This is a genomic window from Luteolibacter arcticus, from assembly GCF_025950235.1.
GTDB lineage: Bacteria > Verrucomicrobiota > Verrucomicrobiia > Verrucomicrobiales > Akkermansiaceae > Haloferula > Haloferula arctica.
Window position 1 is genome coordinate 361,756 of the sequence record NZ_JAPDDT010000006.1, and the last position, 14,803, is coordinate 376,558.

At 62.1% G+C, this 14,803-nt stretch carries 10 protein-coding genes and 2 pseudogenes; 6 read left to right on the forward strand and 6 right to left on the reverse strand.

Translation table 11 applies throughout. The features are described 5' to 3' along the window. Positions 1 to 47: 47 nt before the first annotated feature. From OKA05_RS15845 to thiC, 6 genes and pseudogenes are all read right to left on the reverse strand, one after another. Positions 48 to 368, reverse strand: a pseudogene (locus OKA05_RS15845) (phosphomethylpyrimidine synthase ThiC); the annotation flags it as partial. A gap of 54 nt (positions 369 to 422) precedes the next feature. Next, complete coding sequence (locus OKA05_RS15850) at positions 423 to 1,130, reverse strand: hypothetical protein (RefSeq protein WP_264488145.1); 708 nt, start codon at positions 1,128 to 1,130, stop codon at positions 423 to 425. Between the two features lie 175 nt (positions 1,131 to 1,305). Continuing rightward, positions 1,306 to 1,446: pseudogene (locus tag OKA05_RS29350) on the reverse strand (phosphomethylpyrimidine synthase ThiC); the annotation flags it as partial. A gap of 181 nt (positions 1,447 to 1,627) precedes the next feature. Further along, positions 1,628 to 1,954, reverse strand: a complete 327-nt coding sequence (locus tag OKA05_RS15860) for a type II toxin-antitoxin system RelE family toxin (protein ID WP_264488147.1) — start codon at positions 1,952 to 1,954, stop codon at positions 1,628 to 1,630. Positions 1,955 to 1,957: 3 nt separating this feature from the next. After that, entirely contained in the window at positions 1,958 to 2,155 is a 198-nt protein-coding gene (locus OKA05_RS15865; protein WP_264488148.1) for a type II toxin-antitoxin system Phd/YefM family antitoxin, read from the reverse strand. 70 nt (positions 2,156 to 2,225) lie between these two features. Then, entirely contained in the window at positions 2,226 to 4,214 is a 1,989-nt protein-coding gene (gene thiC, locus OKA05_RS15870; protein WP_264488149.1) for a phosphomethylpyrimidine synthase ThiC, read from the reverse strand. A 722-nt stretch (positions 4,215 to 4,936) separates the two neighbouring features. Between thiC and OKA05_RS15875 the strand changes: the two genes are divergently transcribed. The 6 genes from OKA05_RS15875 to OKA05_RS15900 all read left to right on the forward strand — a co-directional run bounded on the left by OKA05_RS15875 (position 4,937) and on the right by OKA05_RS15900 (position 14,799). Continuing rightward, a complete protein-coding gene (locus OKA05_RS15875) occupies positions 4,937 to 5,914 on the forward strand; it encodes an AEC family transporter (protein ID WP_264488169.1) in 978 nt (325 codons plus the stop codon). Positions 5,915 to 5,984: 70 nt separating this feature from the next. After that, complete coding sequence (locus tag OKA05_RS15880) at positions 5,985 to 6,803, forward strand: IclR family transcriptional regulator (protein ID WP_264488150.1); 819 nt, start codon at positions 5,985 to 5,987, stop codon at positions 6,801 to 6,803. Further along, the gene (locus OKA05_RS15885; protein WP_264488151.1) at positions 6,800 to 9,763 is read left to right on the forward strand and encodes a DUF1553 domain-containing protein; all 2,964 of its coding nucleotides are present in this window, start codon (positions 6,800 to 6,802) and stop codon (positions 9,761 to 9,763) included. The genes OKA05_RS15880 and OKA05_RS15885 overlap by 4 nt, the downstream gene beginning before the upstream one ends. 2 nt (positions 9,764 to 9,765) lie before the next feature. Then, positions 9,766 to 11,220: a DUF1501 domain-containing protein gene (locus OKA05_RS15890; protein ID WP_264488152.1), complete on the forward strand. Its 1,455-nt coding sequence runs from the start codon at positions 9,766 to 9,768 to the stop codon at positions 11,218 to 11,220. Positions 11,221 to 11,372: 152 nt separating this feature from the next. Then, positions 11,373 to 13,064 carry a 4-alpha-glucanotransferase gene (locus OKA05_RS15895; RefSeq protein ID WP_264488153.1) on the forward strand — a complete coding sequence of 564 codons (1,692 nt, stop codon included), beginning with the start codon at positions 11,373 to 11,375 and terminating at the stop codon, positions 13,062 to 13,064. A gap of 97 nt (positions 13,065 to 13,161) precedes the next feature. Next, complete coding sequence (locus OKA05_RS15900; RefSeq protein WP_264488154.1) at positions 13,162 to 14,799, forward strand: DUF4832 domain-containing protein; 1,638 nt, start codon at positions 13,162 to 13,164, stop codon at positions 14,797 to 14,799. Positions 14,800 to 14,803 lie beyond the last annotated feature (4 nt).

Here is a 14,803-nt window from a genome sequence, read left to right on the forward strand (position 1 = left end):
CTAGTGCAGATTAATCGAAACTTATCTCTTTTTGCTAAGCCTGCTGAAACCTCCGCGCCCTTCTCGACAAACTCCTGGCTCTTCTCCTCCATGCCTTTCTCAATGGCTGCTTCCTCGGAGATGCCATGCTCGGCGGCGTATTGGCGGACGTCCTCGCTGATCTTCATGGAGCAGAAGTGGGGGCCGCACATGGAGCTGAAGTGGGCGGTTTTGGCGCCGTCTTGCGGGAGGGTCTCGTCGTGGAATTCGCGGGCGGTTTCGGGGTCGAGGCCGAGGTTGAACTGGTCTTCCCAGCGGAATTCGAAGCGAGCCTTGCTGAGGGCGTTGTCGCGGGACTGGGCACCGGGGTGGCCCTTGGCGATGTCGGCGGGGAGGAGGAGGGAAATCATGGGGCGGCAGGGTTTGCGGCTGTCATGTTAGGCCTAGCGGGCTCTGCGCATGGCTTCCAGTTCCTTTTTGAGCGGTAGCCAATACTCCTTGTCGCGGAGTCGTTCTGCTTGCTCCTCGGCTGCGAGGGCGCTTTCGAGGGCGGATTCGTTTTGGGCCCACGCGTGTCGAAGGGATTCCCGGATGGGGGCTTGCTGGCGACAATCTTCAGGCCATCTCGCGGCGCACTCGATCAGGAGGGAGGCGGTGCGGAGTTCACGGAGCCAGAAAAGGATCTGTGGCGGAGTGGGATCGGCCGGGCGTTCGAAGTAGTGAGCTTCCACCAAGCGGCGGATCATTGGCCAGTCCTTGTCGCGCTGGGTTTTCGTGGCTTGGACGAGATCGGGCAGGGACAGCAGATCGCAGACGGTGCCATCCGGGGTTTCGAGGGTGGTGCGCCGTTCCCAGAGCTCGGGAAAGGGGGCCACGCCGCGCATGGACGACATGACATCGACCCTCATGCCCGCGGCATCGGGATGACGGCAGCGGAAGTGAATGGCATGCCCGCGGTGGAGATGCTCAATTTCGAAGCCCGGGACGGCGATTACTTCAGCCTGGAGTTCAGCCAAGGCTGCCCTGAGATGATCGAGGTTCTCATCGCTGGCGAGGATCGCGAGATCGGTGTTCCGGCTAAACTCCGCCGCGCCGTAGAACACGCACGCTTGTCCGCCCATGAGCAGACACTGGACGTGGTGCCTGCGCATCGAAGAAAGGACTTTGAGTATCGGGTTCGGGATCAAGGCTTCCTCCCAAGGCGATGTAGGTTTGCCAGAGCTTTTCGGATTCGGCCCAGCGCTGGGCGGGAGTGAGTCGATACCACTCCGCCCATTCGCTACCGACAAGGTCTTCGGGATCGACCATGGCGAAAACCTAGTAGCCTCAAGCCGGTGTGTAAACCTCCGCGCCCTTCTCGACGAACTCCTTGCTCTTCTCCTCCATGCCCCTGGCGATGGCTTCTTCTTCGGCGAGGCCTTGTTCGGCGGCGTATTGGCGGACGTCTTCGCTGATCTTCATGGAGCATCCCCCTTCGCCGAGGCTTCGGAGTACGGAGATGCCCGTCCGGGTTGAGCGGATCTCGTTTCCGTAGAAGCGTTCGAAAAGAATGCGCTTCTGCTGCTGGTCAGAAATGCCCGGAGGAAACGAAGCCATCACCATGCGGCGGGCGGCTTCGTGCATGCGGACGCCCATGAGGAACCGTTCCTCACCGGTCTTGGCCATCAGGCGGGCGTGGACCATGGCAGCGATTTCCGGTGAGGTGTCGTTCATGGAGGGTTAAGCGATAGGAGTCCTTGCGATGGCGGACGCGAACGATTCTCACGATGCGGACTTCATCCGCGATTTCGTAGATGACGCGGTAGTTTCCGACGCGGATCCGCCAGTCGTTGTCGGAGCCAGCGAGTTTGCGGCATCCGATGGGACGCGGTTCATTGGCGAGATCACGCATGGCAGCTGCCAACTTCGGGCGTTCTTCCGCGGCAATTTTCTTGAGATCTTTCTCTGCCGAACGCTCGATCAGTAGCTGATACATGACCTACGCTCCGAGATCTGCCAGCGCCTCATCCAAATTCCGGAAAGATTGGGGCTTCTTCCGCGCCTTTTTTAGCCATTCGATGTCGTCGGCGTCTTCGAGGCGCTCGAGCATTTCCTGATAAATCTCGATGGGAAGGATGACGGAGACCGGCTTGCCCTTGCGGGTGATGATTTCCGGTTCCGGCATTTTCGTTTTCATGGCTGCAAGATAGGCGATCGGAGGATTTTGTAAACGCTGGAGGAAGGGGCAACAGGAGTGGCGGCGCTCATCATGCAGGCACGTAGACTTCCGCCCCAGCCTCGGTGAACTCCTTGCTCTTTTCTTCCATGCCCTTGGCGATGGCTTCTTCTTCGGCGATGCCTTGTTCGGCGGCGTATTGGCGGACGTCTTCGCTGATCTTCATCGAGCAGAAGTGGGGGCCGCACATGGAGCAGAAGTGGGCGGTTTTGGCACCGTCCTGCGGGAGGGTTTCGTCGTGGAATTCGCGGGCGGTGACGGGGTCGAGGCCGAGGTTGAACTGGTCTTCCCAGCGGAACTCGAAGCGGGCCTTGCTGAGGGCGTTGTCGCGGTACTGGGCACCGGGGTGGCCCTTGGCGATGTCGGCGGCGTGGGCGGCGAGCTTGTAGGTGATGACGCCGTCCTTGACGTCCTTTTTGTTAGGCAGGCCGAGGTGTTCCTTTGGCGTGACGTAGCAGAGCATGGCGCAGCCGTACCAGCCGATCATGGCGGCGCCGATGCCGCTGGTGATGTGGTCGTAGCCGGGGGCGATGTCGGTGGTCAATGGCCCGAGGGTGTAGAAGGGGGCCTCGTGGCACCACTCGAGTTGCTTGGCCATGTTCTCCTCGATCATGTGCATGGGGACGTGGCCGGGGCCTTCGTTCATGACCTGGCAGCCCTTCGCCCAGGCGCGGGTGGTGAGCTCGCCCTGCACTTCGAGTTCGCCGAACTGGGCCTTGTCATTCGCGTCCGCGATCGAGCCGGGGCGGAGGCCATCGCCGATGGAGAAGGAGACATCGTAGGCGGCGCAGATGTCGCAGATCTCGTCCCAATGGGTGTAGAGGAAGTTCTCCTTGTGATGGGCGAGGCACCACTTTGCCATGATGGATCCACCGCGTGAGACGATGCCGGTCATGCGGCTGGCGGTCATGGGCACGAAGCGCAGCAGCACGCCGGCGTGGATGGTGAAATAGTCGACGCCTTGCTCGGCCTGCTCGATGAGGGTGTCCCGGTAGAGTTCCCAGGTGAGGTCCTCGGCCTTGCCGTTCACTTTCTCCAGCGCCTGATAGATAGGCACGGTGCCGATGGGCACGGGGGAATTGCGAAGGATCCACTCGCGGGTGGCGTGGATGTTCTTGCCGGTGGAAAGGTCCATCACCGTGTCCGCGCCCCACTTGGTGGCCCAGCGCATCTTCTCCACTTCCTCCTCGATGGAGGAGGCGACGGCGGAGTTGCCGATGTTGGCATTGATCTTCACGAGGAAGTTCCGGCCGATGATCATCGGCTCGCACTCCGGGTGGTTTACATTGAGCGGGATGATCGCGCGGCCGGCGGCGACTTCGCTGCGGACGAACTCCGGCGTGATCTCGGCCGGGATGCGCTGCGGGAAGCGGCGGAAGATGTTCGGCGTGTACGGGCTGTCCGGGAGCTGATTGGAGCCGGCGTGCTGCTTGTCGAGGTGATTGCGGACGATGTCCTCCTTCATGTCCGCGATCTTGGCGCGGCGCATGTTCTCGCGGATGGCGATGAATTCCATCTCGGGCGTGATGATGCCATTGTCGGCATACCACTTCTGCGTGACGGGCTTGCCGGTGGCGCGCAGCGGCATGCGGCGGTCGGAGGTGAGGCCGGGGAACTCGACGAACTTGTTCGCGCGCTCGGACTTGGAGGCGAACTCGACGTGCTTCTCGGTGAGGTAGCCATTGTCCTGCGGTTGGACCTTGCGGCCCTCGTATTCGGCGACGTCGCCGCGGGCGAGGATCCAGTCGCGTCGGAGCGGCGGCAGGCCTTCGTCGGAGGTGCCGGTGAAAGCGGGATCGCCCCACGGGCCGGAGCAGTCATAGACGCGGACGGCCTCGTTCTTCTCGATGCGGCCGTTGAAGGATTTGGTATCGGAGAGCGCGATCTCACGCATTGGCACGCGGACTTCCGGGAAGAGCTCTCCCTGGACGTAAACGCGGGTCGAGGCGGGCAGGGGAGCGCGGGAGGCGTCGTGGGATTCTGCCGTGGCGGCGCCGGTGGATTCTTCAGGGGCGATCATGGTCGAGTTGAGAGTGGGTGGTTGAGAGTTGAGAGTGAAGAAGTGGGAAAGAAAAAGGCCGCGCTGGGTGGAGCGCGGCCGGAAGGAAAAGTTCGGGTAATGACGAGCTTCCTAGGGCGGAGCGACCCGCTTCAGGTTCGGAGGATTTTCGCCGCGTGCGCCGGCCATTCTCAGTTCCGCGATCGGGGAACTCTCCTGTCGTGTGACGGCGACGTTACCGGGGGAAAGCGAACTGCCAAGCGGGAAGTGGGTGCGCGGGAGACGGGGCAGCGGAGAGGGGAAACAACGAAAGGGGCGAAATTGACGAAATCTTAAGAGCAGGGGAAGTGGGGGCTTTGTGGCTGCTGGTGGTGGAGGATTTCACCGCCAAGACGCCAAGGTCGCCAAGTGAAGAGGATTCGGGGGGATGGCGGGGATTGGGACGGTCTCCCTAACATTGGATGGAACCGCCGAGCCGCAGAGGTCGCGGAGGAACGCGGAGATTTTTTTGAGAGGATGTGGATCACGGGCGATTGCGGATCGTCACTCGGCGTCACTCTGCGGGCTCGGCGTCTTTGCGGTAAAGCTCCGCCAAGGACTCGTGGCCTTGCTTCTTCAATTTCGCTCGTTTCGCTCGTTTCGTTGTTCTCCTCACTGCAAAGAGTCGCGTCCTTGGCGTCTTGGCGGTGAAATCGTGTTTTTTCCTTCAGGAATCCGGCTTGTGGGGAGGGGAGGGGCCGGAAATGCTCCGTGCCGTGGATACTTCCAAGGCGGTTCTCGCGGCGGTGCTGCCGGTTTATTTGATCATTCTGGCGGGTGCCCTTTTGCGGAAATTGCGGGTTCTGAAGGTGGATCAGGACGAGCCGGTGTTTCGGCTGGTGTTCAGTGTCCTGTATCCCTGCTTCATTCTCGACAAGATCCTCGGCAGCGAGAGCGTCCGGAATGGCGGGGACGTGATCTGGGGGATTGGGCTCGGCTTCGGGCTCACGGTGCTCGGGTTTGCGGGGGCGTGGTTATTGGCGGGTCTGCTGCAATTTCAGAAAGGCTCGGGAAAGCGGACCTTCACGCTGGCCACGGGAGTGCAGAATTTCGGCTACACGGCGATTCCGGTGGTCGAGCTGATGTGGGCCGGTACCGGGGCGATCGCGATGCTGTTCGTCCACAATCTAGGGGTGGAGCTGGCGATTTGGTCGGTGGGGGTGATGATTTTGTCGGGGGAGAAGACCATCCCGTGGAAGAAGCTGGTGAACGGGCCTGTGATTTCCGTGCTGCTCGGGCTGGTGCTGGTGGGCAGCGGGCTGGACCGCTATTTGGAAACGGCTGGCGGGCACCCGGTCGGCGAGCCGATGCGCAGGGCCATGGCGTGGATCGGGGCCGGGGCCTTCCCGGTGGCGCTCCTCATCACCGGGGCGCTGGTCAGCGACCTGATCGGGGCGGAGCGGCCTTCGCCGAAGATCGTGCTTAGCGGGGTGGTCGTGCGGCTGGCGGTGTTGCCGATGTTGCTGCTGGCGGCGGCGAAATTCCTCCCCGCCCCGTTGGCGCTCAAGCAGGTCTTGGTGGTCCAGGCGGCCATGCCGTCGGCCATGACGCCCATCATGTTAGCGAAAGTTTACGGCGGCCGGCCGGGGGTGGCGGTGCAGATCGTCATTGCAACCACGGTGGTCAGCCTATTCACCTTGCCCTTCGTGATTATTTGGGGCCGGCAGTGGGCGGGTTTGTGATGGATTTGTCGGCGGGATTCTGAAAGACACGGAGCATCCCCTTTGTAATGGGGCACGCACCGCGTTCGATATGACAAACGAATCTGACTGGGAGAACAGCGCCGACAACCCTCGCGCGCGATATATTGTACCAAACCTCGACCGTGCACTCGTGATGCTGGAGCTGCTGAGCTCCCGTCCCGAGGGGATCAACGTGAGTGACTTGGGCGTCGAACTCAAGATCCCGAAGAACAGCGCATTCCGCATCGCGGTGACGCTCGAGAACCGCGGCTTCTTGGAGAAAGTCGAAGGCACCAAGCGCTACCGCCTGACGCCGCGCCTGCTGGTGCTCGGTGCGATGTCGGTGACCGACGCGAACCTTTTCGAGAAGTCGATCGACGTGATGCGCCGCCTGCGCGACGCGACCGGCGAGACCGCGCTGCTCGGCACGATGATCGATACCGAAGGCGTGGTGCTCGACCAAGCGCTCGGCACCCACCACTTCAAGTTCGCGGTCGATGCCGGCACGCGCTTCTGCCTGCACACCGCCGCGCCGGGCAAGGCGATGCTGGCGGGCCTGCCGGAGGAAGAGCGCATCCAGCGCGTGATGCGGATGAAGCTGCCTCGCTTCACCCCGAACACGATCACCACCCACGAGGAATTCCTGAACCACCTCAAAGAAGTTGCGGTACGGGGATACGGGTTCGACCTTGCGGAAGAAATGGAAGGCCAGACCTGCATCGGGGCTGCGATCCGTGGTGCCACCGGCGGCGTGATCGCGGCGCTGTGGATCACCGCGCCGTCTTCGCGGATTCCGGATACCCAGCTCGATTCCTTCGGAGCCGTGGTAAAAGCCCACGCGGATGAAATTTCCAGCCGCTTCGGGGCCGTTCTGTCCCAGATTGCATGAGGTACTCGCTGGTCATCGGTCTCGGCGCATTGACCCTCGCCGCGTCCCCTCTGGGAGCGGTGGAGACCGAGGGCGTGGAGTTCTTTCGCAACGAGGTGAAGCCGATCCTGGAGCAGAACTGCTTCAAGTGCCACGGCGGCCTCGATGAAAAGGGCCACCCCAAGGTCCGCGGCGGACTCCAGCTCATCAGCCGCAAGGGCCTGATGAAAGGGGGCGCGCATGGCGCGGCATTCAACGAGACCGACCCGGCGAAGAGCATCATTCTGGAAGCTCTCTCGTACCAGAATGAGGACCTGCAGATGCCGCCACGCGGCAAATTGCCAGATGAGGATCAGGAAAAGATCACCCGCTGGCTGGAAATGGGAGCGCCGTGGACGCCGGAAGATGCCGACGTCCTGGTGGAAATCCACGACCCGCTCGCCGGGGTGACCGAGGTCAACGAGAAGACCAAGGCGCACTGGTCCTACAAGCCGATGGAGCGGCCCGAGCCGCCGAAGGTCTCCGACCCGGCATGGGCAGTGAACCCGGTGGATGCCTTCGTCCTCGCCAAGCTGGATGAGAAGGGGCTGAAACCGGTCGGCGAAGCGTCGAAGGCGGCGTTGCTACGACGTTTGTCGTATGACTTGACCGGACTGCCGCCATCGCTGGAGGAGATCAAGTCGTTCGAGGCGGATGCCTCGCCCGATGCGTGGAGCAAGCAAGTGGACCGCTTGCTCGCCACCCCGCAGTATGGCGAGAAGTGGGCGCGCCACTGGCTGGATATCGTCCGCTACGCCGAGTCGAATGGCTTCGAGCGGGACAACGAGAAGCCCTTCGTCTGGCGCTACCGCGACTACGTCATCCGCAGCTTCAACGACGACAAGCCTTACGACCGTTTCGTGGCCGAGCAGATCGCCGGCGACGAATTGCCCGACAAGACCGCCGACTCGCAGATCGCCACCGGGATGCTGCGCCTGATGGCGTGGGACGACGAGCCGGCTGATCGCAAGCAGCACTTCTTTGATGTGCTCGATGACAATGTCCGCACCGTCACCGAGGGCTTCCTCGCGATGACCGCGGGTTGCGCCCGTTGCCACGATCACAAGGGCGACCCGATCCCGCAATCGGACTACTTCAAGTTCACGTCCTTCTTCCGCGGCATCGAGCCGATGGGGCAGGGGGGCAAGCAGACGCAATTCATCCACTCTCCCGAACTTGCGGAAAACCGCGACCTGCAGCTTACCGAACTCGGTGCTGAGGAAAAGCGGATCCGCGAGTGGATGGCGAAGTGCGAGGAAGGCGCCCTCACGAATGTCCAGCGCACCAATCCGGAAGTTGCCGCGCGGGTGAGCAACCTGACCGCGACGGACCGCTGGCTCGTCACCGATGCCCGGTTGCGCCCGACGAATTGGTTCTACACGACCAAGCCGCCGGAGGAAGACTGGTCGGCGGTCGGGTTCCGCGCCGAGCGTGCGAATTGGCAGCAGGGTCCCGCCGGCTTTGGCACCGCCGCTCCCGGAGTGCAGGCCCGCACCGTGTGGACCGGCCAGGACATCTGGCTGCAAACCACCTTCGGCCTCGAAACGATTCCGAAGTCGGTGCTGCTGCATCTCTACCACGACGAGAACATCGAGATTTATCTCAACGGCCAGCCGGTGCTCCGTCGCGAGCATCACGTGGCCGACTACGAGCGCATCACCGCATCGCGCGAGTTCATGTCGGCACTCCAGACCGGTCGCAACGTGCTGTCCGTGCATGTCCACCAGACCGCGGGCGGACAGTTCTTTGACCTCGGCTTGGAGATCGATGCTGTCACCCCGTCCGACCTGGTGCTCAATCGTCAGTATCGCTCGGTCAGCCGCAAGGATCGCGAAACCTACCGCCGTGGCCAGGCCCGGTTGGAAGAGATCGAGAACTTGAAAAGGTCGCCGGGTATCGAGGCGATGGTGGTCACGGAAGGCGGCCCGGTGCCGCCGCCGACGCACATCCATCTGCGCGGCAGTGCCCATGCCGAGGGCGATGAAGTTCAGCCCGGCTTTCCCGCGATCTGGGGTGGCGAGGTGGCCGCGGTGACACCGCCCGCCGCCGACGCCAAGACCAGTGGCCGGCGTCTCGCGCTGGCGAAGTGGATGACCCGTCCCGACAATCCGCGGACCTCGCGGGTGATGGTGAACCGCATCTGGCAGCACCATTTCGGTCGCGGCCTGAGCCCGACGCCGAATGACTTCGGCTATCTCGGCACCGCGCCGACGCATCCCGAACTGCTGGATTGGCTCGCCACCGAGTTCGTCGCGAGGGGCTGGAGCGTGAAGGCAATGCATCGCCTGCTGCTGAACTCCAAGGTCTATCGGCTTTCAATCGCATCCGACACCAAGGAAGCCGCGGCCGATCCTGCCAATGATCTGTTCTGGCGCTTCAATCCGCGCCGCCTCGGGGCGGAGGAATTGCGCGACTCCATCCTACTGAGCACCGGCGAGCTGAACTTGGAAATGAAAGGTCCCAGCATCTTCATCCCGATGCCGGAGGAAGTGCTCGCGACCTCTTCGACCAAGGGTGGCAAGTGGGGCAACAGTCCGCCGGACCAGGCGAACCGCCGCAGCGTTTACGTGAAGATCAAGCGCTCGCTGCAGCCGCCGATGTTTACCGACTTCGACCTCGCCGACACCGATACAACCTGTCCGGTGCGATTCACCACGACCGTGCCGACGCAGGCGCTGGCGATGATGAACAGCGAGTTCATCCACGACAAGGCAACCGCCTTGGCCAAGCGCCTCGATAGCGAGCATCCCGGCGACCTCCAGGCCCAGGTGAAGCGCGCCTTCGAGCTCGTGGTCTCGCGCCAGCCGGATGAGGGCGAAGTCATCCGCTCGCTCGCCTTCATCAACAAGCTCAAGACCGACAGCAAGCTCGCGCCGGAGATGGCGTTGCAGCGCTTCGCCGTCGCCGTCTTCAGCTTCAACGAATTCTTCTATCTCGACTAGCCATGATCCTGCGCCCACCCACTGGCAACTTCTGCGGTCGCGTCCATCGCCGTGAGTTCATCCACCAGATCGGTGGCGGATTCACCTCGCTGGCGCTTGCCGGCATGCTGTCGCGCGACGGGGCTTTCGCGGCTGAGGCGGGCTACGACAACCCGCTCGCGCCGAAGCAGCCGCAGCTTCCGGCCAAGGCGAAGTCGGTGATCTTCCTCTTCATGTATGGCGGCCCGAGCCACATGGATACCTTCGACTACAAGCCGAAGATGTATCCGCTCGATGGCAAGACCATCCCGGTCAAGACCTTCGGCCGCGGTGGCAAGAAGAACGAGGGCCGGGTGGTTGGTCCGAAGTGGAAGTTCCGCCAATACGGCGAGTCCGGCAAATGGGTGTCGGAGCTCTTTCCGAACATCGGCGGCTGTGTCGATGACATCGCCTTCATCCACTCGATGACGGCGGACTCGCCGATCCACGGCTCGGCGATGCTGATGATGAACAGCGGCTCGCTGCTCACCGGCAAGCCGTCGCTTGGATCGTGGATCAACTACGGCCTCGGCTCGCTCAATGAGAACCTGCCCGGGTATGTGGTGATGCTGGACAAGACCGGCGGCCCAATCTCCGGCGCCAAGAACTGGAGCAGCGGCTACATGCCCGCGAGCTACCAGGGCGTGGTCTTCCGTTCGCAGGGGAATCCGATTCTCAACCTGCAGAATCGCCCGGGCATGGATCGCGTCCAGCAGCGCTCGATGCTCGATTTCCTGGGTGACATCAACCAGTCCCACCTCAAGGGCCGCGAGCATAACAGCGACCTCGCCGCGCGCATCGCCTCCTACGAACTCGCCTACCGCATGCAGGCGACCGCGCCGGAAGCCATCGATGTCGAAAGCGAGCCGGAGCATATCAAGAAGCTCTACGGCATGGACGGCGGTCGCACGGATGACTTCGCGCGGAAGTGCATCCTCGCACGCCGCCTCGTCGAGCGCGGTACCCGTTTCATCCAGATCTATTCCGGTGGCGCGCACAATGACGACAACTGGGATGCCCACGGCGACCTGGTGAAGAATCACGAGTACCACGCTGGCAACACCGACAAGCCGATCGCCGGTCTGCTGCAGGATCTGAAGCAGCGCGGCTTGCTGGATGAAACGCTGGTCATCTGGGGTGGCGAATTTGGCCGTCAGCCGACCGCGGAGTATGCCGAAGGCACCGGCCGCGACCACAATGCCTACGGCTTCACCACCTGGATGGCCGGTGGCGGGATCAAGGGTGGCACCAGCTTCGGCGAGACCGACGAGCTAGGCGGCGAGGCGGTGAAGGACCGCGTGCAGGTGAAGAACCTCCACGCCACGGTGCTCCAGCAGATGGGGCTGGATCCGAACCACCTGACGTATTTCTACGGTGGGCTGGATCAGAAGCTCGTCGGGGTGGAAGGGGCGGATCCGATTCAGGAGCTGATTGCTTGATTCCTGGGTGCGCGGGCCGCTGGCCCGCCGAAGCACTGGCACGGCTGACTTGGCGATGCGGACTTGAACAGGCAGCAGGCTCTTCCGGTAGTTCAGCGGGTCATCGGCCCGCGCACCCAGCGGGGACACGCTTCGCGCTGGAACGTGGCACGATGCCTGCCAGCCTCCCCGGCATGTCCGTTCGCCTCGCCGGCCTCCTCCTGCCCGCCTTCACGCCCCGCCGCGACGGGGACCTCGGTATCGGTGATACCCGTGCCTTGAAGCAGTGGATCGACCGCTGCGCGGCGAACGGGATCGGCTTCCTGCAGTTGCTGCCGCTGAATGAAACCGGCGGGGACGACAGCCCTTACAACGCGATCTCCTCGGTAGCGCTCGAGCCGCTGTTTCTCACGATGGAGCTGGGGGAGATTCCCGGCCTCGAAGTGGCGGACATCGAGGCCGCGCGTGAGGAACTCGGCGAGATTCTCCATGCGGACAGTGTGAACTACCCGGCCGTGCGGAAGGCCAAGCGCACGCTGCTAGAGAAGGCATGGAAGCGCTTCCATGCCGGCCCGGGCGATGTGGCTTTCTTCCGCTTCCAGAGGGAGGAGAAGGCATGGCTGGAGAATTACTGCATCTATCGTTGGTTGATGGATGAGGCCGGTGGCTCGGAGGCATGGGACTACTGGCCGGAGCCGATGCAATCGGTCGAGGGCGCGCTGGCTCACCTGACAGCCCGAAAGGCAGCCGATGGCGCGGGGGTGGATGAACGGCTGGATTACTATGCGTGGGTCCAGTGGTTGTGTTTTCTCCAATGGTGTTCGGTACGCGAACATGCCGACCACAAGGGCGTGAAACTGATGGGCGACATCCCTATCGGCGTGAGCCGCTACTCGGCCGACGTGTTCTTCAATCGCGAGGACTTCGACCTCGACTGGTGCGGCGGCGCACCGCCGGAGAGGATGTTCAAATACGATCGCTTCATCCAGCAGTGGGGGCAGAACTGGGGCATCCCGCTTTACCGGTGGGATCGAATGGAAGCCGAGGATTTCCCGTGGTGGCGTCAGCGAATCTCGATGCTAGCCGACATCTTCCACATCTTCCGCATCGATCATGTGCTCGGCTTCTACCGGATTTATTCGTTCCCATGGCTGCCACAGCGGAATGCCGAGTTTCTGGATCTAACCGAGGATCAGGCCATCGAGCTGACCGGCGGACCCTTGCCCGGTTGGAATCCGCGACCGGATGATACGCCAGAGCATCAGGCAGCGAATCGCTTCGATGGCGATGTGCGGCTGCGAATGGTCATCGAGGCTTCGCATGGAGCCGCGGTGGTGGGCGAGGACCTCGGCTGCGTGCCGGAGTATGTGAGGCCGCACCTTGCTTCGCTGGATGTGGCGGGCTTCCGCGTACCGCACTGGGATGCCGATGGTGAGGGCCACGTGATCATGCCAGAGGATCTGCCCGAGTGTTCGTTCGCGACTTACGCGACGCACGATCACGACTCGCTGCCGGCGATGTGGGAGAACTTCCGCGCACTCGCGGCGGACGAGGAGGCGGATGATGGCGAGCGCCATGGCGCGACGAACAACCTGCGGCTGATGGCGGAGTTTGCCGGCATCGAGCCGGACCAACCTTATGACGCGTCGGTGAAGGAGGCATTGTTCAAAGCGTTGTTAGATTCCCGCTCGCGCTATGCGGCGATCATGATCACGGATCTCTGCGACCTCACTGACCGCATCAATTCGCCTGGCACCGTGGGACCGCGCAACTGGAGCTTCCGCCTGCCCGAGTCGCTGGAGAGTGTGGCGGAAGCGGAGCTCGCGAAGCTTCGTCCGTGGATCCACGAAGCGAAGCGCTGTTAGAGCAGGGCCTGCTAGCGGATCGTCACGGTCCACTGGGAGCGCGGAATCGATTCCACCTGGTTGGACTCCCGAACGGTAGGCGATCCACGAAACTGCCATGGACATCCTTCTGGTGGAGCCCGCGAGTCGCAGAGGCGGAACGCTTTGCCTTGCGGTCCAGATCAACTTCGGCACGAATTATCCGGATTCTGCATCGACCCAGTCAAAGCATTCGCCATCATGTGGAGAAGCTAGGGAGCCATCGGCTAATTTCACCGCGCGGGCACCCCATCCGGTTTCCAGCATGCAGCAGTTCGCACAAACATTTCCGGCGACTTCGCTGCGGCGATGCGTGGTTCCGCTGCTGGCGGCGAGTTCCTTGGGATTCATTGCATCCGCTCGCGGGGATCCAGGAGAGGGAGGAGCGTGGAAAAGCGATGCCCACGCACCTGAGATCGCTGGAATCGAAGCAAATCCTCTCAAGGGAATGATTCCCTTTGAAAGCGGTACGCGGCGATCCTTCCCGCACAGCATGGAGTGGTTCTACCTGCCCCTCAGGGATCTTCAGAAAGGAGACTCGGAGTTTGATTGGGAACCGATTGAGAGGCGGCTTGAAAAGATAGCGGGGAGAGGCAACCACTCCGTTTTCAGGATTTACCTCGACTATCCGGGCAAGCCGATTGGTACGCCCCAGTATCTGATCGATGCCGGTGTGCCAATGCGCGGTTACACCGATGCGGGAAATCATCACTCCGCCAGCAAGTCGCCGGACTGGAACGACCCCCGTCTGATCGGAGCCCTTGAGAGTTTCATACTTCATCTCGGGAAGAAGTATGATGGGGATCCACGGATCGGCTTTCTAACGGCCGGTCTCTACGGCTTCTGGGGAGAGTGGCATAATCATCCCCACGACCCGGGATGGGAGATGAGAGCCGAGGGCCGGGACCGGTTGCTGAACGCCTACCGGCAAGCGTTCGCCAAGACCCACGTGCTGCTACGCAATCCAATGGGAACAACGAATCCGGGACTGAAGACCAGTTTCGGGTATCATGACGATTCCTTTGGTTACGAAACCTTGCGGCCGGAATGGGCATTCTTCCCCCGACTACATCAGAACGGATTGGTTGAAATCTGGAAGCAAAAGCCCATCGGAGGCGAGATCCGGCCGGAATTGCAGGCCACGATCTTCGATGCCTGGCCGAACCTCCCCGTGATCGTGGGAAGCAAGGCCAGCGAGGATCTCTCCGAATGCATCAATGCCACGCACGCAAGCTGGATGCTGAACGAACGTCTTTTCGCAGGCTCGCTTACGGATATCCAACGCAAGAACGCCCTCCGTGCCCAACGCCTCCTGGGTTACGAGCTTCATGTCGCGGGTTCTTCCATCGACAGGGATGAGAAGAATAATCTCCACGTGAGGTTAAAGATCAGAAATGCCGGGGTGGCACCCTTTTATTATGAATGGCCAGCCGAGTTTGCCAGCTTTGATCCCGCAACAAAGATGAAGCGGGTGCTGGGTCGGTCCACAAACTGGAACGTGCCTGACATTCTGCCCGATGGCCGAGAGTACCAAAGGGAGTTCTCTTGTACCCTGACTGAGAGCACCAGAGGTCGACGGCTATTGCTGAGGCTCGTCAATCCCCTGGAGAATGGGAAGCCCTTGCGCTTCGCCAACGCTCGCCAAGATGGGGATCTCGAGGGTTGGTTGACCCTGCAAGACATTCCGGACGAGATTACCGGATCGACCACCCGTTGAACGG

Bases quoted from the DNA above. Each gene is read 5' to 3' on its own strand.
- OKA05_RS15850 (WP_264488145.1), bottom strand. From the start codon at position 1,130: ATGCGCAGGCACCACGTCCAGTGTCTGCTCATGGGCGGACAAGCGTGC.
- OKA05_RS15860 (WP_264488147.1), bottom strand. From the start codon at position 1,954: ATGTATCAGCTACTGATCGAGCGTTCGGCAGAGAAAGATCTCAAGAAA.
- OKA05_RS15865 (WP_264488148.1), bottom strand. From the start codon at position 2,155: ATGAAAACGAAAATGCCGGAACCGGAAATCATCACCCGCAAGGGCAAG.
- thiC (WP_264488149.1), bottom strand. From the start codon at position 4,214: ATGATCGCCCCTGAAGAATCCACCGGCGCCGCCACGGCAGAATCCCAC.
- OKA05_RS15875 (WP_264488169.1), top strand. From the start codon at position 4,937: ATGCTCCGTGCCGTGGATACTTCCAAGGCGGTTCTCGCGGCGGTGCTG.
- OKA05_RS15880 (WP_264488150.1), top strand. From the start codon at position 5,985: ATGACAAACGAATCTGACTGGGAGAACAGCGCCGACAACCCTCGCGCG.
- OKA05_RS15885 (WP_264488151.1), top strand. From the start codon at position 6,800: ATGAGGTACTCGCTGGTCATCGGTCTCGGCGCATTGACCCTCGCCGCG.
- OKA05_RS15890 (WP_264488152.1), top strand. From the start codon at position 9,766: ATGATCCTGCGCCCACCCACTGGCAACTTCTGCGGTCGCGTCCATCGC.
- OKA05_RS15895 (WP_264488153.1), top strand. From the start codon at position 11,373: ATGCCTGCCAGCCTCCCCGGCATGTCCGTTCGCCTCGCCGGCCTCCTC.
- OKA05_RS15900 (WP_264488154.1), top strand. From the start codon at position 13,162: ATGGACATCCTTCTGGTGGAGCCCGCGAGTCGCAGAGGCGGAACGCTT.